18 protein-coding genes are annotated in these 22134 nt (G+C 58.1%); 4 read left to right on the forward strand and 14 right to left on the reverse strand.

Translation table 11 applies throughout. The features are described from left to right. The 3 genes from pgl to gnd form a co-directional block, all read right to left on the reverse strand. Positions 1-527, reverse strand: a 527-nt coding sequence (gene pgl, locus TX82_RS00240; RefSeq protein WP_084603871.1) for a 6-phosphogluconolactonase, incomplete at its 3' end; no start/stop codon positions are given. Positions 528-535: 8 nt separating this feature from the next. Then, complete coding sequence (gene zwf, locus TX82_RS00245; protein ID WP_005006942.1) at positions 536-2068, reverse strand: glucose-6-phosphate dehydrogenase; 1533 nt, start codon at positions 2066-2068, stop codon at positions 536-538. A gap of 101 nt (positions 2069-2169) precedes the next feature. Beyond that, entirely contained in the window at positions 2170-3066 is an 897-nt protein-coding gene (gene gnd, locus TX82_RS00250; RefSeq protein WP_005006943.1) for a phosphogluconate dehydrogenase (NAD(+)-dependent, decarboxylating), read from the reverse strand. 190 nt (positions 3067-3256) lie between these two features. On the opposite strand from gnd, the gene TX82_RS00255 reads away from it, so the two are divergent. Next, positions 3257-4186, forward strand: coding sequence for a hypothetical protein (locus TX82_RS00255; protein WP_005006945.1), 930 nt, complete (start codon positions 3257-3259; stop codon positions 4184-4186). Here TX82_RS00255 and TX82_RS00260 read toward each other — a convergent pair. The 9 genes from TX82_RS00260 to TX82_RS00300 form a co-directional block, all read right to left on the reverse strand. Then, positions 4183-4932, reverse strand: coding sequence for a TVP38/TMEM64 family protein (locus TX82_RS00260; RefSeq protein ID WP_005006947.1), 750 nt, complete (start codon positions 4930-4932; stop codon positions 4183-4185). The two genes, TX82_RS00255 and TX82_RS00260, sit on opposite strands and share 4 nt — an antisense overlap. A 61-nt stretch (positions 4933-4993) precedes the next feature. Then, positions 4994-5911: a DUF3179 domain-containing protein gene (locus tag TX82_RS00265; RefSeq protein WP_005006950.1), complete on the reverse strand. Its 918-nt coding sequence runs from the start codon at positions 5909-5911 to the stop codon at positions 4994-4996. 97 nt (positions 5912-6008) lie between these two features. Further along, positions 6009-7163 carry a hypothetical protein gene (locus TX82_RS00270; RefSeq protein ID WP_144079037.1) on the reverse strand — a complete coding sequence of 385 codons (1155 nt, stop codon included), beginning with the start codon at positions 7161-7163 and terminating at the stop codon, positions 6009-6011. Positions 7164-7305: 142 nt separating this feature from the next. Beyond that, on the reverse strand, positions 7306-7716 hold the full coding sequence (locus tag TX82_RS00275; RefSeq protein ID WP_005006953.1) for a tetratricopeptide repeat protein: 411 nt from the start codon (positions 7714-7716) through the stop codon (positions 7306-7308). After that, positions 7713-8876, reverse strand: coding sequence for a tetratricopeptide repeat protein (locus TX82_RS00280; RefSeq protein WP_005006955.1), 1164 nt, complete (start codon positions 8874-8876; stop codon positions 7713-7715). The genes TX82_RS00275 and TX82_RS00280 overlap by 4 nt, the downstream gene beginning before the upstream one ends. Before the next feature lie 120 nt (positions 8877-8996). Next, a complete protein-coding gene (locus TX82_RS00285; RefSeq protein ID WP_005006957.1) occupies positions 8997-9701 on the reverse strand; it encodes a phosphate ABC transporter ATP-binding protein in 705 nt (234 codons plus the stop codon). Beyond that, entirely contained in the window at positions 9698-10546 is an 849-nt protein-coding gene (locus TX82_RS00290) for a PstA family ABC transporter permease (RefSeq protein WP_005006959.1), read from the reverse strand. The genes TX82_RS00285 and TX82_RS00290 overlap by 4 nt, the downstream gene beginning before the upstream one ends. Next, on the reverse strand, positions 10543-11430 hold the full coding sequence (gene pstC, locus TX82_RS00295; protein WP_005006963.1) for a phosphate ABC transporter permease subunit PstC: 888 nt from the start codon (positions 11428-11430) through the stop codon (positions 10543-10545). The genes TX82_RS00290 and pstC overlap by 4 nt, the downstream gene beginning before the upstream one ends. Positions 11431-11456: 26 nt before the next feature. Then, positions 11457-12350: a phosphate ABC transporter substrate-binding protein gene (locus tag TX82_RS00300; protein ID WP_005006965.1), complete on the reverse strand. Its 894-nt coding sequence runs from the start codon at positions 12348-12350 to the stop codon at positions 11457-11459. A gap of 215 nt (positions 12351-12565) precedes the next feature. Between TX82_RS00300 and TX82_RS15525 the strand changes: the two genes are divergently transcribed. The 3 genes from TX82_RS15525 (at position 12566) to TX82_RS14860 (ending at position 16309) form a co-directional block, all read left to right on the forward strand. Further along, the gene (locus TX82_RS15525; protein ID WP_005006966.1) at positions 12566-13507 is read left to right on the forward strand and encodes a class I SAM-dependent methyltransferase; all 942 of its coding nucleotides are present in this window, start codon (positions 12566-12568) and stop codon (positions 13505-13507) included. 1399 nt (positions 13508-14906) lie between these two features. Beyond that, positions 14907-15329, forward strand: a complete 423-nt coding sequence (locus tag TX82_RS00315; RefSeq protein WP_005006973.1) for a tetratricopeptide repeat protein — start codon at positions 14907-14909, stop codon at positions 15327-15329. Next, on the forward strand, positions 15326-16309 hold the full coding sequence (locus tag TX82_RS14860; protein WP_005006975.1) for a formylglycine-generating enzyme family protein: 984 nt from the start codon (positions 15326-15328) through the stop codon (positions 16307-16309). The genes TX82_RS00315 and TX82_RS14860 overlap by 4 nt, the downstream gene beginning before the upstream one ends. A 115-nt stretch (positions 16310-16424) precedes the next feature. Here the strand turns inward: TX82_RS14860 and TX82_RS00325 are convergent, their stop codons facing one another. Further along, on the reverse strand, positions 16425-20054 hold the full coding sequence (locus tag TX82_RS00325) for a vitamin B12-dependent ribonucleotide reductase (protein WP_005006976.1): 3630 nt from the start codon (positions 20052-20054) through the stop codon (positions 16425-16427). A 447-nt stretch (positions 20055-20501) separates the two neighbouring features. Beyond that, complete coding sequence (locus TX82_RS00330) at positions 20502-21944, reverse strand: transglutaminase-like domain-containing protein (RefSeq protein ID WP_084603879.1); 1443 nt, start codon at positions 21942-21944, stop codon at positions 20502-20504. Between the last annotated feature and the right edge of the window lie 190 nt (positions 21945-22134).

Raw genomic sequence — 22134 nt, forward strand, 5'->3', positions numbered from 1 at the left:
TGCCTGGCCACGGCGCACAGCTCGCGGCAATCCAGAACCTCTGTTTGACCGGGAAAGAGCGACGCCGTGTGCCCGTCCGCGCCCATGCCAAGCAAAATCCAGTCGAAGCGCGGCACCGCATCCACAGAAGTCCCGAATGCGCGGCGGAGTTCCTCCGCATAACGAACCACCTCTTTTTGCGGATCGTCCTCGCCGCGCATGCGGTGGATATTGGTATCAGGAAGAGGAACGTGCCGGATCAAGGCTTCCTCTGCCATGAGGTAATTGCTTTCCGGATGGTCCGGCGACACGCACCGTTCATCCCCCCAGAACAGGTGCACGCAGGACCAGTCGATGGCCTGCGCGTTGTCCGGATGCGCGACGATCTCCAGAAGGCGTCGCGGGGTCGAACCGCCGGGAAGTGCAATGCGGAACGGCAACCCGTTGGACTCCGCCACCCCGGCGCGCCGCACCCACTCCTGCGCCAGTGCGTGAGCGGTGGTCTCCGCATCCTTTTGCACGAACCAGTGGATTTGTGATTCTTTCATGAGGGAGGTTACAGCTCGCAGAACAGGCCGTCTTCGACCAGGTTCCGGCAGGGGTAATGCCAGTCCATTCCAGGCTGGGAGAACAAAGCATTGGCCTGGCGCGGACCCCACGTACCGGCGGGATAGCCGTAGATGGCTTCGTCCGGCTTGGAGGCCCAGTGGTCCAGAATGGGATCGACGAACCGCCAGCAGGATTCCACCGCGTCGCCACGCGCAAACAACGTTGGGTCTCCCTGAATGCAGTCCAGCAACAGGCGTTCGTATGCATCCGCCAGGCTCGTGTCGCCCAGGTCGGAGTAATGAAAGTCCATGTTGACTTTCTCCACGTGAAACCCGGCGCCAGGCCGCTTCATTCCGAAGTTGAGCAAAATGCCCTCGTCCGGCTGAATGCGGATGATAAGCTGGTTGGGTACGGAGACATGCTCCCCCTTGTGCTGGAACAGGATATGCGGCGTGCTTTTGAAATGAATCACCACCTCTGTCACGCGCGTGGGCAGCCGTTTTCCGGTGCGGATGAAAAACGGCACCCCGCCCCACCGCCAGTTTTCGATGAACACCTTCATCGCCACGAACGTCTCGGTTCGCGAGAAGGGATCGACGTGCTCCTCTTCCCGGTATCCGGGAATGATCTGTCCGTTGATCTGCGACTTCGTGTACTGGCCCCGCACAACCGACGCCTCCACATTGCTTTCTGTAATGGGTTTCAGGGATTGAAACACTTTCACCGTTTCGTTGCGAACTGAAAACGAGTCAAACGAAGGCGGCGGTTCCATGGCGATGATGCCGAGAATCTGAAGAAGGTGGTTCTGCACCATGTCGCGAAGGGCACCGGAGGCGTCGTAATACCGGCCGCGGGTGCCTATGCCCACGGTTTCCGCGGCGGTGATCTCCACATGGTCGACGAAGTTCCGGTTCCACAACGGCTCGAAGATGCCGTTGGAAAAGCGGAACACGAGGAGGTTCTGCACGGTTTCCTTGCCGAGGTAATGGTCGATGCGGTAAATCTGCGGCTCCCGGAACACCTTCAGGAGTTTTTTGTTGAGCACCTGTCCGGAGGCCAGGTCGTAGCCGAACGGCTTTTCCACGATGATGCGCTTGTAGGCCTGATCGTGTTTCTTCTCCTTTTGCAGGCCCGCCGCACCCAGGTTCTCGATGATGATTTCATACATCGACGGCGCAATGGAAAGGTAGTAGATGAAATTGCCGTTGGTACCCAGGCTCTCGTCCAGTTTCTTCAGACGTTTTGCCAGCTTGGCATAATCGCGGGACTCTCCCGGATCGATGGACTGGTAATACAGGGCTTTGGCGAATTTACGGAAGTCTTCGGGATGGAGTTTTTCTTCGGCATCCTCAACGCCCTCCGCAAGGGATTTGCGAAAGGTGGCATCGGTCATTTTGGTGCGGCTGACACCAAGCACGGCGAATTTTTCCGGAAGCATGTCCTTCTGGTAAAGATTGAACAATCCCGGAACAAGTTTTCGCCGGGTCAGGTCGCCGGAGGCGCCGAAGATGACGAGGATGCAGTTTTCGAGTTTGACCATACCCCCCTACCCGCGAAATAGCATGAACTGAATTTTGTGGGATGACCGGAATCCATTTCATTATAAAACGGAAACCCCGGCCTGAAACAATCCTTCACCCACTATTTGCTTTTCACCGCGTGACCGCCGAACTGGTTTCGAAGAGCTGCAAGGAGCTTCATGGCGAACGAATTCTGCTGACGCGACTGAAACCGCGCGAACAAACTCTGCGTGATCACAGGCGCCGGGGTATCGAAATCGATGGCCGCCTGCACCGCCCAGCGTCCTTCCCCGCTGTCTTCCACGTACGGCTCCAGATTCGACAGGTTCGGGTCGTCTTTCAACGCCCGTGCCGCCAGATCCAGCAACCAGGACCGGACAACGCTTCCCTTCTGCCACACCTCGCTCACCGCATGGAGGTCGATGTCGAAGGGAGAGTTGTTCATGATCTCAAAGCCTTCGGCATACGCCTGCATCATGCCGTACTCGATGCCATTGTGCACCATCTTGACAAAATGGCCGGAACCGCTGGCGCCCACGTGGAGGTGGCCGTTCTCCGGAGCCAGCGCTTCGAAGACGGGTTCCATATAACGGCACGGTTCATCATGGCCGCCGTACATCAGGCAGTAGCCTTCCTTCAATCCCCACACACCGCCGCTGGTCCCGCAGTCGATGTAATGCAGGCCGCGGTCATGCACTTTTTCCGCCACCTTCCCCGTTTCCCGCCAGTTGGAATTTCCGCCGTCGATGATGATGTCATTGGGGTTGAGCAATTCCAACAGGACGTCCACCGTTTCCCAAACCGGGGTCCCGGCGGGCACCATGATCCACACCACCTTTCTCTCCGGCAATCGCTGTACCAGCGTGTTGAGGGAATCGGCGGCCTGCGCCCCCTGCCGGACCGCAAACGCCATTTTCTCTTCGGAACGATCATGCACCACAACTTCGAGTCCTTCGGAAATCAGCCGCTGGACCATGTTCGCGCCCATCTTTCCCAATCCCACAAATCCGATCTTCATATCCCCTCCTTTCGGGTGGTCCGGGTTCTGTGCCTGCATGTGTTCATTATATACCCTGCACGGTCTACATCGGAAAAGCAGGCTTTGAAATTTTTTCGGAATCAGAATACAATTTCGAGACCTGAAATCGTTCTGCCATTTTCGAGTTCGTTTTCAATTTCCAGGTTCATCCGCAAGTTAACAGGTACCCATGGAACTGCCTCCCACAACAGGCCCGGTCTTTACTGAGGACCAGCACACCAATCTCTATCATTTGAATGAACTGTACGGCAACGTCGCCGAAACGGTTTCCGCCGTCATGCAAAGCCGTTACGGAATGGACATTCCCATTTCGTCCGGGATCTGGGGCGGCACGTACCTCATCGCCGAACCCAACGGCAAATCCAAGCGGCGCATCTGGAGGTATTACTGCATCGTCAACCTGCCCTCCAGCGGTCCGCTGGAGGAACACGAAAACCTGGAAAAGCTGGTCGGCGTGTACTCCACCACCCTTCGCCATGCATTCTTGCCGGAGGGGCTGGATCTCAAGCTAAAGATGTGGGGCGGCCGCCTCCCCTACACCAACAAGATCAAACCCAACATCACCATGCACATGGAGGATTCCACCGAAACCGTTCGCTGGGTGAGGCCTATCTTCGTATGGAACACGGCGACGTGGGAGCAGTCCATAATTTACGACACCCTGCGTCTGGTTAAGGAGCTGAAGCAGAACCTGCACCGCGACCGCGAACCGCCGCTCAAAGATCCGCAACAGATCAAATATCTCCTGCAGGACATCATCATTCTCTACAAAACGCTGGAGCAAGCGCACGATCCGGATTTCATAGAACATGCGGAGGGTATCATCAAGGACATGACGCAGGCGTTCCTTCGAGGCCTGTCCGAAGAGGATGAAATTCTGGACTGGTATCACAAGGTTCACCAGTATCTCCTGATCTACGGATACGAGCAGACCCTGGAGATGCATTACCAGCCGTACCGGCTGGACGTGCGTGCAATGGAACAGTGGCCGGTGGAAAAAATCAATTTTGTTCCGGACGAATTGCAGGCGAAACTCATCCCACCCATTCAGGATATCTTCGCCACCTTCCGCCAGAACCTGAACAATCATTCAGGCTAAAACCACGGCCACAAAGAGAAGTTTCTTATCCTACGCGTCGTTGGCGCTTTCGGCTTCCTTCGCTTCCGGCGGCAGATTCTTTTACCTTTGAATTGTTTGTATAGTGTTGGGATGAGGGCGAACAGACCGAGCAGAGCGAACGATCCCAGCACTTCCTGCGAGGCGATGTCGCCCAGCTTGTCGATGGAGGCGAGATTCGCTCCGGCGTTGGCGTACACGAACGAACCGGGCATGATGCCGAACATGGTGCCAAAGAAATACGTGCCGAGCCTGACGCGCGTCAGCCCGGAGACAAGGTTGATGAGGAAAAACGGGAACAGGGGAACCAGCCGCAGAAACAAAATGTACCCAAGTGCATTATTTGAAAATCCATCATTGAAGGTCTTGATGCGGTCGCCGAATTTCTTTTCCACCCAGTCCTGAAGCAGGAACCGCGCCACCAGGAACGCCAGCGTCGCGCCTACCGTGGCACCGACATTGACGATGAGAGTCCCCGTCCACGCGCCGAAGATCGCCCCCGCGGTGAGCGTCAGGATCGTCGCGCCGGGAAGACTCAGCGCCACGGTCACGATGTACACGCCGACGAAGCCCAGAATCATCGACCACGTGTTGGCTTTATAAAATGCATCCAACTGGTCACGATGCGTTTTCAGGCTTTCCAGCGACAGAAACCGGCCGAGGTCGAAAACATAAAACGCCGCAATGGCCAGAACAAATACCAACAGCACTGTGATTTTTTTCTTCATGCGTCTCCTCTGGCCGCACCTATCAAACCGGCCGATGGTTTTCGAGTCAGTATAACAGACATCAGGGTTTGACCGTGAACACCTCGGTCTTCGGATGAAACGCGTACCACGCGAACCAGAATCCCACCACGGACGGCAACTCGCGGCCCGTTGTATTTTCAATCACCGCGGTATTGGTTTCCGCATCGAACCGTACGCGAATGGTTTGTCCACCCACTTCATCTTTCACCGGAAGCCGCGCCTTTTCCAATTCCGAAAAAGGCCAAGCCTTGGCCTGACCGTCGATCACGATGCCGATCACCTGTTCTTTCGGATGATACCGTGCGCTGACTTTGGAGACGCCGAACATCAGTTGGCGGCTTTCGTAATACGCCTCGTACGGATCGCGCGAATAATCCCGGTTGTAGCCTGTGTCTGTCGAGAGCACCAAGGTATCCGGATGCTTTTCTTTCCAATGACTCCAGGTGGTGTGTGTGGAAGGAAGGAGGTTCAGCCGCGTGGCGGTCAGGGAACCCGCCACCGCTTCCTGCTTGATCTGAGACCATAGGCTTTCGGTCTGCCGGTCATACAGCAACACATCGCTCTGGTACAAAAGGCCCGATACTCCGAATGTCATGGCGCGGCCGTTGACTTCCCGCGAAAACACCATGCCGGTGCCGCACAACGGACAGAAGGTGATCACCACGTCTTTCCCTCCAAGACGGTCGTTCACGATTTCATGCCAGTTGAGAATTTTTATGGGGTACGCCTTCGTTTTTCCATGAACCGTAATCCCCAGAACCCGGTCGGAATCTTCCATAAAATCCGCTTCATTCTGATGAGCAAAAACAAAACGCGGTTTGTCGATCGCGGGGATGCCGTCTTTCGGCGGCCCGCCGCTGACAATGTCCTCCACAGGCACGCTGTGTTTGGAAAAATCCCACCCTGCGAACAGGAATAGCATCGCCAGCCAAAGAATTGATTTCGGTAACGCAAGCATGGAATCGTCCTTATGGTGATCCGTTGCGCTCTTAGTCGATGAGGAGAGGGGTTTCCTTACAGCTTTCAGAAAAAGGCAGATTCGTTGTAACAGGCGTTCAACAGTCGTGTTCTTTCGACATGCTCTTCAAACGGTTGTAGAACACGTCCTGAATCTCACGGCGGATTTTGGCGGACTGGTATTCCACCATACTTCCGCCTTTTTCAATGAACCGGATCTGCTGAATGACCCCGGTGCATAGGGGGTTGGGCTTTTTGGCCAGGTTGGCGGTGTGCTCCAGCAACATCAGATCGCAGAACTCGATGCCCGCCTTCACCGTGTCCAGATACTTTGGGTTGACCTTGAAGCCACGGTGATCAATGAGGTGCCGGCTGATATCAAGCGCCATGGTGAAATGCTCTTTTGCCGAAAGATAGTCGCCGTCCAACACCGCCTGGATGGCGCGCATCATCTCAAATCCTTTGTTGCCGGGAAAGCCTTCAATCGGGACATTGGTGAAATAACGCGTTTCATATTCCTTCATCAACTCCAGCGCACGTCGTCGCGCGGTTTTGGGGGACAGCGAATCGCTTTCGGCAAGTCCTTCGTTGGCCGGATTGATCTGTTCGGAAATATAAAACCAGATGAGCGTTTTGAGCGCCAGCGGCCGGGACAGAATTTTATTTTTCAGCGCACGCTCAATGTGTTTGAGTCCCGTCAGGCGCAGGTCCTGCCCCCCCTGCAGAATAAAATTGCCCAATCCCCCCAACCGCGTGTTGCCATAGCGGTATACGCCAAGCCCCACGTGCGCGTCGGCGTGATGCGGATCGAGGCTGAGGGCGTCTTCAAGATGATTGTCTGCACGCAGGCCGTCGATCAAGGCCGAAAGAATATGCCCTTCGCCGTATTCGAGAAGCGCCACGTACCCTTCCGCCACCCCGAGAAAGAAAAACGCATCGGCACGGTCCGACTGCCGCAGGTTTTCGCGTTCCAGCAGTTTATTGGCGATGTCAATGGTCTTCTGCGAATTGGATTGAAACGATTTCCGGATGGATTCTACCTGGTAACTTTCAGTAAAGGACAGGGTGTGCGTGAGTTCCGCATACAACGCGGCGGAATAAAAGTACAACTTCATGAGTTCGAGTTGATTGGGAATACTCTCAGGCTTCGATTCCAATTCACGGATACGGCGTGCGAACCGATCGAACCACGGATCATAACGGTAATAAAGCGTATCGATCACCGCCTTCTCCGCCATCTCGTATGCAGACATTGGCTCAGAAGGCGAATCCTTCCCACTCACCGAAACCGGAATCCCGACAAGGACAACCGCGAGCAGGATCATCAACCAGGAACTTGTGGGTTGTCCTGCTGAATGCAATACAGGGGTCTGGGAAGTTTTCATAAAAGCAGGGTCATTCTGGGGCGGCAACAAGCAGTTGGCGAATCTTTGCGACGCGATCGTGATCCTTCAACTTGAGGTACAACTTTTCGGCTTTTTTCAGATGCGCCACCGCCGGTTCTTCCAGGTGGAATACTTCGCGGTAAAGGTACCCCAGAAGATAATGTGCGTCCGGAAAATCCGGCTTGATGCGCAGGACTTCGACGAACGCGTCGCGCGCCGCATCATGATTTCCGCAGTCCATACAGGCGAGTCCCAGTGAAAACCGGACCTGCAGGGAATCCGGCGCCAATCGCGCGGCCCGCTCGAACATGTCGAGTGCGGTTTCCAACTGGTCCTCAAAGCGATACGCCGTACCGAGATAATAATACACGTTGTAATTGTCCGGATCGACTTCGCGCGCTTTCTCCAGGACATAGATCACATCGCGGTACTCCCCCGCCGCAGATACGCGGCGGCCAGAGCGATGTGAGCGTGGATGAAATCGGGCTTGAGGCGGATCGACTGCTTGAACGCGCCGATGGCGCTGACCAGCGTGTCCATCCCCTGTTCTTCCAGGCTGCCGTATGCGACACCCATATTGTAATAGGCATCGAGAAAGTTCGGTTCAAACGCGATGGCCATCTTGTATGCGTCGATGGCCCGCTGGTAGAGTCCCAGCGTTTGCAACCGAAGACCTTCTTTCATCCATTCTTCTGCGGAGTCTTCTTCCGGCGCTTCTTCGCGCGACTGGTTCAACTGCTGAGCCATTGACGCACGCAATAAATCGCCTTTTTGAGCATAGAGGTGTTCGGCTTCCTTCAGGTATTTTTTCCGTCGTTCCTTGTTTCTCAGTTTCTTGATATGCAGTGCACCCAGTTCGAAATAGGCGTCAGCGAACTTAGGTTGAATGCGCAACGCATTTTTGAAGGCCGTTCGCGCCTCCGCGTTCAATCCGTATTCGATGAATGCGTGCCCCAGCATGTAATACGCCTGCGCCAGGCACCGCACTTTCTCGCCTTCTTCCTTCTCAGCCAGCGTATCGGGATCGATGTACCGCCCCAGGTTGTCCGAGGCGTAGGTCAGCCAGTGGTCGGCCACGTTGAAGTCCTGCACCCGCTGAACGCTGTCCTTCATGGCGGCATAGGCTCGCTGGTCCTTTCCCATCAACCAGCAGGAAATAGCCAGATCATAATAAACCTGCACGGAATCGGGTTTCAGCTTGAGCGCCTTGCGGTAGTAATCCGCTTCCAGTTTGTGCTTGCCCATGCTTCCACACACATAACCCAGCATGTGGTAGACGGGGTAGGCCTCCGGCTCTTTTTCCATTAGGTCGGAGAACACGCCGAGCGCCCCAAGGTAGTTGCCGCGCACACAGTGCATCACCCCGTCCAGAAAATACTCCGGGTCCCGCCAGTCGTACGGAAACAGCTCCAGCACCGGTTCCGCCTTGCGCCGCACGGCCTTGTCGCTCCGGTGAAACCGTTCGACTTTTTCCAGCATGTCGGGGTACTTCTTTAGTAATTCCTCACCCAGTGTGGACAGGGCGTCGTCTCCCGACGTAATGGAAAAACTGGATTTGCGTACGGTGCGCGGCTTTTTCATAATGGACGGAAGATTCCGGTCAGATTGTCAATCTCCCGATTATAAAAGGAAGTGCAGGGCTTTAAAAGCACAACGCGAAAAAGCATGGTTAGAGTGGGAAATCAGGGGGTTTATGATGGGTTAAATGGGTTGCCCGTTGTCCACCCTGAGCGTCCTGTTTTCCATGCGCAGAATACAGTCCGCGGTGCGCCGGGCCTGCTCTACCTGATGCGTCACCCACACAATCGTGTGCCGTGACTTGAGCGACAGGATCAATTCCTCAATGGCTCGGGCGGATTTGGGATCGAGCGCCGAGGTGGGCTCGTCCATCAAAAGAATTTCCGGGTCGACCGCCAGGGTTCGCGCAATGGCGAGGCGTTGCTGTTGTCCCTGCGACAACGTCGGTGCCGGATCGTCCAATCGATCCTTCACTTCATTCCATAGAAATGCTTTTTTGAGCGCCTGTTCAGCTCGTTCGGGGAACTCGCTTTTCTTTTCCGAGAGATGGTGACGCAACCCAAACACCACGTTGTGATAAATACTTTTTGGGAACATGCAAGGCTTCTGAAAAATCAGGCCCACGCGGCGGCGCAAGGTGTACTCATCCACGGGACCGTTATAAATATCCTGACCCAGGACCGAAACGGTTCCTTCCACGACAAAACCGGGCAATGCGTCGTTCATTCGGCAAAACGTTCGAAGCAGCGTGGACTTGCCGCTGCCGGATGCGCCGGTGAGGGCACAAACCGAATTTCGTGGAAACACCCCGTACCCGTTTTCGAGTATCACCCGGTCCCCGTAACGCAGAGTGACCGCTTCCAGCGACAGCACCGGTTGATCGCTCATCGTTGGGCCTCCATTTGAATGCGCGTGCGCCAGAACAACGCAAGTGCGATCAGCCCCATCACCCCCATTAACAGGACAAACGCCGCTCCCCATGCCTGAGATACAGCTTGGGGGTCGAGCGCCTCCTGCGCCAACACCAGGATGTGGGTCTGCAGGGTGGTGACGGGTTCGGAAAACGAGCGCGGCACGGTGACCCCGGAGAACACCGTGGCGGTGAACATGATTGCCGCGGTTTCACCCGCCGCGCGGGCGAGACCCAACAAAGTCCCCGTAACCAGCCCGGACACGCTGTGCGGAAGAATGACGGACCGGATCAATTGCCCCGGGGTCAGTCCCAACGCCAGCCCCGCCTCGCGATAGCGCGTGGGAATCGACTCGACCGTCTCGAGCAGGCTGATATGAAGTGTGGGCAGGATCATGATGGCGAGGATCAATGTGCCTGTGAGCCATGACACCCCCGTGTCCAATAAAACACCGAACACGATATAACCCATGAGGCCGAACAACACCGTCGGCATGGCGTTCAGCGAATAGATGAGGGAACGAAAACTTTTCTTTAAAAGCGGGGAGCGGAGGAACTCTGTTGTGAACAACACCGATCCCAACGCCACCGGCAGACACACCAGGGCCGCGCCTGTCATCAACAGCAACGTTCCCAGAATCTGGTACCGAACGCCCCCGGACTGGCCAAAGCCGGACGCCGGTTCCGTGAGAAAAGCCAAATCCAGAACCGGAGCGCCCCGCACCCACACCGTCACCAGAATGAATCCCAGAATGAGGCAGCCGAAAACAGCAAGCGCGCCGGAGAAGGCGATCCCCAGCTTTTCGAATGCGCGCCGGTTCATGCTTTCACCCTTTTGAGAAGCCGGTTGCCGATCCACGACAGCATCATGACCATGATGAACAGGATCAACCCCAGCCCGATGAGCGCGTGCCATTGCAGACCAAATCCCAGCGACTCCGCCGCTTCGCGGCCGATCTTGGACGGGATGCTCTGCCCCGGAAGAAACACGTCGAACAAGGGGTCGGGGATGCGGTCTAGTCCGCCGATCACCAGCATCACCGCGATGGTTTCGCCCATGGCGCGCCCCATGCCCAGGAACACCGCACCCGAGATGCCGGGCACAGCCTGCGGCAGGACCGCACGCAGAACCGTCTCCCACCGCGTGAGGCCCAGGCCCAGTGCCGTGTCACGCACCTCCCCCGGTACCGCCTGCAGGGCGTCTTCGGCAAGTGTCATCACCGTCGGCAGGATCATCACCGCCAGCAACAATCCCGCCGTGAACAGCGTATTGCCGTCGATCAATCCGAAGACATCGCGCACCCAGACGGCAACCAGTGTGACGCCCATCAGGCCATACACGATGCCCGGCACCCCGGCGAGCAGTTCCATCACCGCCTTGACGGTGAGGCGCGCGCGAGACGGGAGGAATTCCGACGTGAACACCGCCGCACCCAGAGCCACGGGCAACGTGAACGCCAAAGCGATCGCCGTCACCCACAAGGTACCCGCGATCATCGGCAGTGCGCCATACACCTCACCGGGAAACCATTCGGTACCGGTCAGGAAAGAAACACCCTGTTGTGAAAAGATGGGAAGGCTTTCCCATAAAAGGAAGACGAACAACGTCCCAACGGCCCCCAACGCCACCAGCGCCATCGCTCCGGTCAGCCAGAATGCCGGGTCCCGGTATGAAGAAACGACGATGGACGGGGCGCGGAATTGCATGCAGAGGACCTCCTGCAAATGGATAATCAGTTGACGGGCACAGGGCCGTTGACCGGAATGTAGCCGGATTTCTGCACGATGGCCTGCCCCTTCGGCCCCAGCAGGTAATCGATGAATGCTTTCACCTCACCCTGGGGCAGCCCGACGGTGATCAGGTTCAGGTTGCGCGCGATGGGAAACAACCCGTTCCGTACATTTTCCAGCGTAGGTTGGATAACCCGGCCTTCGGTGCGAATGCCCACACCGGAAACGTCCGCATTGATCCACGCCAGGGACAACATTCCAATCGCAGCGTCGCTCTGCGCGATCTTGGCCTGCTCTTCGTTGTTCGATCCGGTCACCAGCCGCGCTCCCGGAGCCCGCGCTTTTTCGTCGCCGAACACGAACCGCATGAACGCATGCCGCGTGCCGCGGTGCGGTTCCTTGTCAATGACGATGATGCTGCGGTCGGGTCCCCCAACCTCTTTCCAGTTGGTGATGCGCCCCTGGTAAATGGCGCGAATCTCATCGCGGCTGAGCGATGTCACCCCGGCCTGGTACACTTCCGACGAGATCACGCAGGCCACAGCATCACGTCCCACCACATGCACCTGCAAGCCCACGTCGCCGTAATGCGCGATTTCTTCCGGCGACACCTGGCGCGAGGCGAGCCCGATGTCCAGCCGTCCGGTCCCGACGCCGTGAATGCCCACGCCACTGCCCCCGGCGTTGACAGTAATGCGCACCTCTGGATGCAATTGCTGATAACGCTCGGCGGCAACCGTGAGGATAGGCAACACCGTGGTCGAACCCCCGACACGGATGATTGTGTTATCCCGCGCCTGCGAAGGGACCACATTCATGAAAAGGACCACCAACACGCCCGCAAGCACACGCAAAATCAATGAGACCTCCCTTTTGGCTCCCCCTTCAGATTGCATGACCCTCCTCCAAGTATATCTGTATATTCATATATTTATATATATGGGGCAATCGGTTTTTTCGTCGCAGGACAGGGGTGCGGCCTTACGCGTTTTTTTGAATACGGACTGGTCCTGAAACCGCCTTCCTCCCCTACGCCCGTCCGGCTTGCAAAATTTTCCGTTACGACTATGATGAAAGGCCGTTGCCCTCAACCCTTTTTGAATCGTCAGCCGTGGCCGCATCCTTCCAGCTCTTCGCACCCGACTCCGAATTCCTGACCACCGACACCCGCGCCACGCGCTGGGCCATTCCCTACAACCACGCCTGCCTCAACGCGCGCGTGGATGTCCTTTTGAACCGGAACCGGGATAACGTGGCAGGTGCGCGAGTGCTCGACCTCGCCTCGCACATCGGAACGTTCTCGTATGCGGCACTCCAGATGGACGCGGCCTCCGTGCACGGCGTCGATACCGAAGCAGATACGATCCGCCGCGCGGGAATCCTGTTTGCCAATCGCTCGGTACCGCAGGCTCGATACCGGTTTGAAGTGCGGGACGCCTTCGATCTGCTGGAAACCTGCGACGAAGATGCGTACGACACGATTTTCTGTTTCGGCATGCTCTACTACACGGCGGAGCCGTACCGCCTGCTCACCCTGATGAAACGCGCCGCGCGTGGTACGATCCTGCTCGACACCTTCACCGCCGCGTATGCGGCTTTGCAGGGCAAGGACGCGCTCAGCATCCATCCCCATGTGACCGATGAAGTGCTGAATCTCCCCATCCAGTTCACCACGCTCACCCAGGCGGAGAAAAAGGATTACACGTTGCCCGAATCGTTTCCGCACAAGGACCGAAACCTGAGCCTCACGACGTTTCCCAGCATCCCGCTTCTCGAAACGTGGTTCCAGTCATTGAACCTGAAATCAACGGCGATGGACTGGTCGGCCTACATCGAAAGGCCGTGTCACTGGAAAGAACTGTGGACGCCGGAGCAGAAGAAAGCATCGCACTGGGCGGATGTATATTCGGCGGGGTGCGCGCGGCTTACCGGCTGGACGTGGCGTGAGCCGGTTCTTCGGTTTGGAAAGGTGAGGACGCGGCAGGCGCTGCGGCCCGGTTCCGGTAAATCCAATGCACCTGCACAGCCAGTTTGCCGTGCAGGTACACCATGAGCCACCGCTTCAACCCTTCCTGCGCAATCGTGAAAGCAAAATCTCGGAACAGGATACCCGGGTGCCCGCGCCGGAACGCCTTGTAGATGAGGGTCGAATATTTCACCGCCGTACCCACCTTGTATTTACGCAGAAGATTGAATATCTGGCTCTCCAGAATCCAGTCGCTGGTGTCTTTCATTCTCAGCATGTGCGACAGGCGCAGGTCCAGGAGTTTGCTCAGCACCGGCTGTTCCCGCAAGGCGGCCACCTGCTCGGCGAACCGGGCCAGCCCCAGCAGGAGATCGTACGGGCTGGCTTCCCAAAGGGGATCGTCGGAATGCGGGTGATGGTGCCGCGCGATGTCCGCTGCCATTTGCTGATACACGGCGCGGGTTTCGCTCCACTTGAGGGGCCGCGTGTGAAATAAAATCTGTTTGCGCGAGGCGCGCACCAGTTCCTTCATATCGGGAGGCAGGACGCTTTCCGCCACCGGTTCGGGTTCCGGCAGGTCATCCAGATCCTTCAGCACGTCTTCATCCGGCGCCGTCGCGTCGGGGTCGCGATCGCGGTACACCTGGACGGCGAGCTCCCCCACCGACAGGTACCAGCGCAGAAGCAGGACCCGGAAGGCGATGTCGTACACGAAATAAAACCCCAACTTCACCGACCAGTACGCGAGGTCGAGAAGCCGTGCCGCCATGACCGCCCAACGGGTGATCGAAAAAAATCTGAAGCGTCGGGCAGCGCGGCCCACCTTCGATTCATCCCACCGGGTTTTCTGTTTCCAAACACGAAGGAAGGACCGTAGATGGCGCAGGCGGAACCGGGTTAAAGGACGCACCCCGCGCTGGCGGGCGAGCGATTCCGCTTGGTCGCGGATTTCGAGGAAGGCGTCCAACAGTCTGCCGAGCCGCGCTTCACGCAAGGGGGAATGCGATTTGGGATGAAACGGCGCGGCCACCGATTCCAGCAGCGCGCGGGTGTGGTCCCACACACGTAATTCGGATTCATCCAGCACCCAGCGTGCGCGCAAGGTGTCGCACCGATTCAGCACGGCTTCAAGCGCCGTCTTCTCCGCCGTGTCGGTGCTGGCATCCATGCGTTCGCGCAAACGTTTCAGGCGCGACAGGTTCAGCCAGCCGATGCGCGCGACGCCGTACCCTTTCAACGTCAACACGGCCAGCAGAACGAGCAGAAGCGCCGTGCCGCCCACGCTCAGCCCTGTCACCCAGTCCGCCATCGTGTTTCCTCCACCCCACCCTCTCGCAAACCGCCTGAAACCGGGCCGGTTGGACCCAGCGGGTATGGCGGTTCACATCGGACAATGTTATGATTGAATCGAACTGTTCGGTTAAGAAACCGGTGCGGACGCAGGGGCCGGCTTCTTCTTATCCTCTTCTTTCAAAAGGAAAGCTCGATGCGTACCGTGACCCGGATCTGCCAGCTTTCGGCATTGCTCCTTCTGCTTGCGATTCTACCCCAATGCACGGACAAAAAAAGCAATGAATACGTGAAGGAAGGCCTCAACCACATTGAGGCCCAGGACTTCGGACGTGCGGAGTTGTCGTTCAAACAGGCACTGGAAAAAAATCCGAAAAACGCCGAAGCGCATTATGGTCTGGGGGGTGTATACAATTTTCAGGGCCGGTATGAGGAAGCCAAAGAATCCTTTCAACTCGCACTGCGCTACGACCCGGCACATATGGACGCGCACTACAGCCTGGGATACACCTATGAACAGATGGGAGACCTGGACAAGGCGCAAAAAGAATTCACCACCTACAAACGGCTCAAAAAGAGGTACGACCAATTCATGAAAGACGAGCAGGCAAAACGTTGAATTCCCTTTTATCCAGAGTCCTGATCGTATTCCTGATGGGCGGCTGCGCCTCCGCGGACCTGCAACCGGCGCACAACCCGCATGTCAAAAAGAAAAACAACACACCGGTTCTCCCCGCAAACGGCAACTCCCAACCCGTCCCTCCGACACCCACCAATCCAAACACCCACCCCCCCAAGCCCCAATCCGAACCGATTAAGAAAAGCGTGAAACAATTGAAACCCGCACCGGTTTTGGAAACGAAACTGTTTCCTCCAACCCGTATCAACCGCAAGGACGGATCCATCATGGTGCATGTTCCTGCGGGGGAGTACCTGGTGCCGCTCGATCCCCCGGGGCAGCATCGCCTCACCGACAACTCGCGCGGCCTCGCAAAAAAACTGCTCCCCGGTTTTTACATGGACCTGACAGAAGTAAAGGTGAAACAGTTCAAGCTCTTCAAACCTCAGTACGACGAGACCGTGCACACGGGCGGCGATGATTGCCCGGAGTGCCCGGCGATGGGCATCGACTGGACGAGCGCACGCAATTACTGCATGTGGGCGGGAAAACGTCTGCCGACAGAAGAGGAATGGGAGGCGGCGGCACGCGGGCAAACCCAACGGCTCGTGCCGTGGGAGGGCAAATCCGGTTCCAAACGCGCCAACCTGCTGGGTGAAGAAGACGGGTTTCTCGGCGTGGCCCCGGCCGGATCGTTCCCATTGGGGGCAAGTCCCACGGGGGCTCTGGACATGGCGGGCAACGTGTGGGAATGGGTAGCGACACCCGTGCCGAATCCCACGGGCCTCCCCCAAACGGTCTCCCGTCCCGGAGGCGCGGACCCGACCCAGGCCTCGTCCGCTCCGTCACAGTCCTACCTGTTGAAAGGCGGAAGCTGGAGAAGTCAGCCCCTGCTCGGCGCCATCTCCATCCGCAATCCCGTCAACGGCAGCACCATCAACTCCACCTTCGGCTTTCGTTGCGCCAAATCGGCGAATTGATCCGTTAAATAGTTTCAGACAAAAAAAGAAAGGCCGGAGCCCCCATCCTGGCAGGGTGGATGAGAACTCCGGCCTTACGCAATACGGTGACCCGGGGCGTTTTGGCGGGCGAGGATTAGGAACACCCCGAAGTGGCACCGCAGGAAATACATTTGAGACACGTGCCGTTGCGGACCAGAGTCAACTGACCGCACTCGCCGCAGGGATCGCCTTCATACCCTTTCATCTTGGCGATGGCGGCGGAGTTTTTTGCTTCCTTGCTGAGTTGGAGCACCACCGTGCCCAACTCCTTCGTCGTTGTTCCGGTTTTTTGCGGCGCGCTGTGGCCGTTGCCGCCGTTCCCGCCGTTGCCGTGAGTGAGGGGCGTATCTCCTGCCTCACCCGGCTCTTCCGTGCGGGGGGCTTTGGTTTCGGCGGTGGGCCTGGTTTCCTCTTCATCACCTTCCGCATCCGGAGACACTTCCGTTTCCTTTTGCAGGGCGTCCGCGCGCAGGTCTTCCGGCGTCACGTGCGCGAGGTCGTAGCGGTCGAGGTAACTGATCGCCAGTTCGCGGAAGATGTAATCGATGGTGGACGTGGCCATTGTGATGGTGTCGTTGCCGGTCACCATGCCGTTCGGCTCGAACCGCGTGAACACGAAAGCATCGACGAACTCCTCGAGCGGCACGCCATGTTGCAGACCGAGCGAGATGGAGATGGCGAAGCAGTTCATCAGACTCCGGTAGGCCGCGCCTTCCTTGTGCATGTCGATGAAGATCTCGCCCAGTGAACCGTCTTCGTACTCTCCGGTGCGCAGGTACACCTTGTGTCCGCCGACCACCGCCTTCTGGGTGTAGCCTTTTCTGCGGAACGGAAGCGGCATGCGTTTCTTCTGCTGATCAACGAAGACGCGCGTCAGTTTCTCCGCCACCTTCAGGGTGTCGCGTTCGGTTTCGTCTTCCAGGTCTTCGAGGTTGAACTCGGCGGCGACGACGCTGTTGAGCGGCTGGCTCAGTTTCGATCCGTCGCGGTACACGGCGGTGCCCTTCACCATCAGTTTCCACGACAGCATGTGCGCCTTGTCCACGTCTTCGATGGTGGAGCTGTTGGGCATGTTGATGGTCTTGGAAATCGCTCCGGAGATGAACGGCTGTGCCGCCGCCATCTTGCGGATATGCGCTTCATGGCGGATGTACCGTTGTCCGTACTTGCCGCACTTGTTGGCGCAGTCGAACACCGGGTAGTGCTCTTCCTTGAGATGCGGGGCGCCCTCGATGGTCATGGTGCCGCAGATGTGGTCGTTCGCCTTGGTGATCTGCTCTTCGGTGAACCCGATGTGTTTGAGCAGGTTGAAGTCTGCCGCGTCCAGCTGGTCGCTGTCGATGCCCAAAACTTCCGTGCAGAAGTTCTCGCCCAGCACGTACTTGTTGAAGGCGAAGGTGATGTCGAACACGCGCGGCAGCTCTTTTTCCACCGCACCCAGCACGTGGTCGGTGAATCCTTTCGCTTTCAACGCTTCGTAATTGATGTACGGTGCGCCTTTCAGGCTGGCCGCGCCGACGCAGTGATCGACGATGGCCTGGATCTGCTCCTGCGAGTAACCGAGGTTCTTGAGCGCCAAAGGCACCGCGCGGTTGATGATCTTGAAATACCCGCCGCCGGCGAGTTTCTTGTACTTGACCAGCGCGTAGTCGGGTTCGATGCCCGTCGTGTCGCAGTCCATCACCAGCCCGATGGTGCCGGTGGGCGCGATGCAGGTGGTCTGGGCGTTGCGGTAGCCGTGCTTCTGGCCCAGTTCCAGCGCCTGCTTCCACGCATCGAGCGCCGCCTCGTGCAGGTACACCGGGCAGTGCATGGGATCGATTCCCTGCGGGTACACCGTGAGGCCTTCGTATTCGCGCGCGTCGGCGTTGTGCGCGGCGCGCTGATGGTTCCGCATGACACGCAACATGTCTTCGGCGTTCTCCTTGTATTGCGGGAACGGCCCGACCTCGCCCGCGATCTCCGCCGACATGGCGTAGCTGATACCCGTCATGATGGCGGTGATGGCGCCGGTGATGGCCTGCGCCTGCTTGGAGTCGTAAGGAATGCCGGACACCATGAGGAGCGTGCCGAGGTTGGCGTAACCGAGACCCAGCGTGCGGTACTCGTAACTTTTCTGCGCGATGGCCTTGTTCGGGAACTGCGCCATGGTGACGGAAATTTCGAGCGTCAAGGTCCACAAGCGGCAGGCGGCAATGAATTTATCGACGTCGAACTGTCCGGTCTCCGCGTCATGGAATTTCATCAGGTTGATCGACGCCAGGTTGCACGCCGTGTCGTCGAGGAACATGTATTCCGAGCAGGGGTTGGAAGCGTTGATGCGGCCGCCCTGCGGACAGGTGTGCCATTCGTTGATGGTGGTGTCGAACTGCACGCCGGGGTCGGCGGAGGCCCACGTCGATTCGTTGACCAGCCGCCAGATATCGCGCGCTTTCACCGTCTTGATCACTTTGCCCGTCGTGCGGGCGACCAGGTTCCAGTCGCCGTCGCACTCCACCGCATGCAGGAATTCGTTGGTCAGGCGCACCGAGTTGTTTGAATTCTGGCCGGAAACGGTCTGATAGGCTTCCGACGTCCAGTTGGTGTCGTATTCCTCGAACTCCGTGTCCTGCACGCCCTGCTCGGCCAACTGGATGACGCGGTAGATGTAGTTCTGCGGAATGAAGACCGCCAGCGCATCGCGCACGGCTTTTTTCAGTTTCTTGTTCTGTTTGACGTCGAAGCGCGTGCTGGCCTGATCCCAGTCCCAGCAGGCGTCGAGTACGGCTTTCAGGTGCTTGCGGCACAACTTGCTCCCCGCCGCCAGCGCCGCCACCTTGCGTTCTTCTTTCACCTTCCACTGGATGTATTCCTCGATGTCCGGGTGATCGACGTCGAGCGTCACCATCTTCGCCGCCCGGCGCGTGGTGCCGCCGGATTTGATCGCGCCCGCGGCGCGGTCGCCGATCTTCAAAAAGCTCATCAGGCCGGAGGACTGGCCGCCTCCGGAAAGCGACTCGCCGCCGCTTCGCAGTTTGGAGAAGTTGGTGCCGGTGCCGGAACCGTACTTGAACAGCCGCGCTTCCTGTTGCCACAGGTCCATGATGCCGCCTTCATTGACGAGGTCGTCCTCGATGGACAGGATGAAGCAGGCGTGCGGTTGCGGGCGCTCGTAGGCGCTCTGCGATTTTTCGGTCTGGCCAGTCTTTTCGTTGAAGAAGTAATGTCCCTGCGGCGGGCCCTCGATGCCGTACGCCCAGTTGAGGCCGGTGTTGAACCACTGCGGCGAGTTGGGCGCGCCGCTCTGCCTGGCCAGCATGCAGCACATCTCATCGTAATAATTGAGTGCCGCTTCCTCGTTGCTGAAGTAACCGCTCTTCCAGCCCCAGTAGGTCCAGCATCCCGCCAGGCGGTTGAACACCTGCCGCGCGTCGGTCTCGCGTCCGAAACGCTCGTCTTCGGGCAGGTTTTCGAGCGCGTCGTGATCGGGCTCCGACGGGCACAGCCATTCGGGGACGTCGTGCTCGTAACGTTTTTTGGTGACGGCCGGAATGCCCGCCTTGCGGAAGTATTTCTGCGCGATGATGTCCGCGGCAACCTGCGACCACGAGTCCGGAACCATGACCCCCGTTATCTCAGAGACTACTGACCCGTTTGCGTTGGTGATCTTGGAAGACCGCTCGACAAAATTCAGGCCTTCGTACGGGTCCTTGCGACTCTTGGTAAATATGCGGGGGATATCCATAAGCTTCTCTCCAGACTCAATATAGGTGGGTGACTGTCTTCCCCAATTCTCAATGTAATGCCAATGGACCAAGTTTCAATGCCTTTGGCCCATTTTCCACTATATTTAGTAGTGGAGGCTCTAACTTAGCACTATATATTGTGATGTCAACGGAAAATTGGAACGCCCTTGTCAGAGTTTTCCGAACTGCCCAAGAAATCGGGATTTAGCGAAACAAGGTTTTTAAAATCTGATAGATAGGAAGCCCTCCCCCATCCGGACTGAGGCCATTACCAACGCGGAAAACCGCGTGTTTGCGTGTTGTACCGGGGCCTCACGCAGGCGGGGCTTGGGTTTGCGGAATTGAAAGGCGAAATCACAGCATGAATATTGGCAAACCGGCTGTCTTGGGTTGTTAAACCCTCAATGGGAGCGGATTTCCGGCAAGGGCCGGGTTCTCCACAGGGGCTAGTTTTCGAGGACGTCGATGTCGAGGCGGCCGACGAACTCCATCAACTTGAGCGAGCCGTCGGTGTTGCCCTCGGAGAGCTTGATGTGCGTGGCGTCCACCCCTTCCTGCCCGAGGGTGGGATCCAGGGCCCGCCATTCCCCCACATACACTTCCGGCCAGGCGTGATAGACAAAACCCCGGAAGTCCTCCGAATACACAATGCCGTTGACAACGCGCGTCGGGATGCCCGCGGCGCGCGCCAGCGCGGTGTACAGGTTGGTGTGCGACTGGCATTCGCCGCGCCGGGAGTTCAGCGCGTCCACGGCGGTGAAAGCGTCCACCAGAACCTTCTCAAGGTTGGAATACACCCATTTGTTGATAGCCAGCGCCACCCGCCAGGGATCGGTGCTCTGCCCTTTCAGTTCCCGGGCCAGCGCGCGGATCATGGGGTGCTCGGACTGGATCTGCGAGGTGTCTTCGAGGTAAGGCTGCGTCGCCTCGTCATTGAAGGGAAACGACACCGGTTTCGCCGGAGCCGGGGACTCCTGCTCGATCACCAGGGTCGCCTGGTAATCGCCGCCTTTCATCTTCGCGGTGTCCAGCACCTTCTGCCGGTGGTCGCTGGGGATGGAGCCGGGTCCGGTGAGGTTGCGGAGCGTCAGCTTGAGCGCCTTCACCATGCGCGGATGTTCGATAGGCTTGTTCGCCTTGACCAGGCTCAGCGTGATGAAATTGCTGACCGACATCGCCTCCGGCGGCAGTTCGCGCGCCACCGAGGCGGGTTCCTTGATCGACTCAAACCCCTGCACCGTGCGCTCGCGCAGGACCGTGCCGTCCGCCGTCGCCCAGGTGAACGTCTTGATGCCGGAGTACTCCTGCTTGACGACGACGGTCTCCACCGGCTTGCCGCGGTGGTCGATGGTCTCCTGCCGCAGCACTTCGTACTTGAGCGGCGCGGTCATCTGGAACGGCTCGATCAACAGCGTCATCGTGCCCTTTTTGCCCACTTCCAGCCCGGCATGGACGAGGTTCAGCCACGCGGTGGACGCAGGGATGGCGTTGGCCGGCAGGTCCAGTTCCTTGTCCTTGCTGTAGCCCTCGGTGGTGATGTGGAACAGGAGTTTGCTACCCTCCACCCGCGCTTCGATGCGCTGGCGGCTACCCATGATTTCCTGGAGCAGGCTGAAGGTCTTGAGCTTGAGGTCCGGGGTGAGGCGCGTGTCCTGCGAGACGGAAGTGACCTGCTCGATGCCACCCGCTTCCAGCCGCAGGAACATCTGCGTGTGGACGCGGATCTCATCCTCCTTCACCTCCACCACGGCGCGGTTGAAGCCCAGCTTCTGGCCGTTGAAGTAGGTGCCGGACCAGTCGTCGCGGTCCACAATGGGGGCAGACGCCGCGGGCCCGGCCATCAGGATAGCCACCAGCCAAACCGCAAACAATGTGCCTCGTTTCAACATGGGACAAGAGTAACACAGGCAATCCGAACCGGACACAAAATCACGGACAGGACCAACCCGACCGCCCTCTTCTCAATGCATTCCATTTTTCCTGTGAAAACCCGATTCGCGCCGTGCTAAGATACCCTCTTTACACACGGCGCGCGGCATCGGGCCGCCCGATTTGGACTGTTCGGCAACCACACTCTCC

This window comes from Nitrospina gracilis 3/211 (assembly GCF_000341545.2).
Classification (GTDB): domain Bacteria; phylum Nitrospinota; class Nitrospinia; order Nitrospinales; family Nitrospinaceae; genus Nitrospina; species Nitrospina gracilis.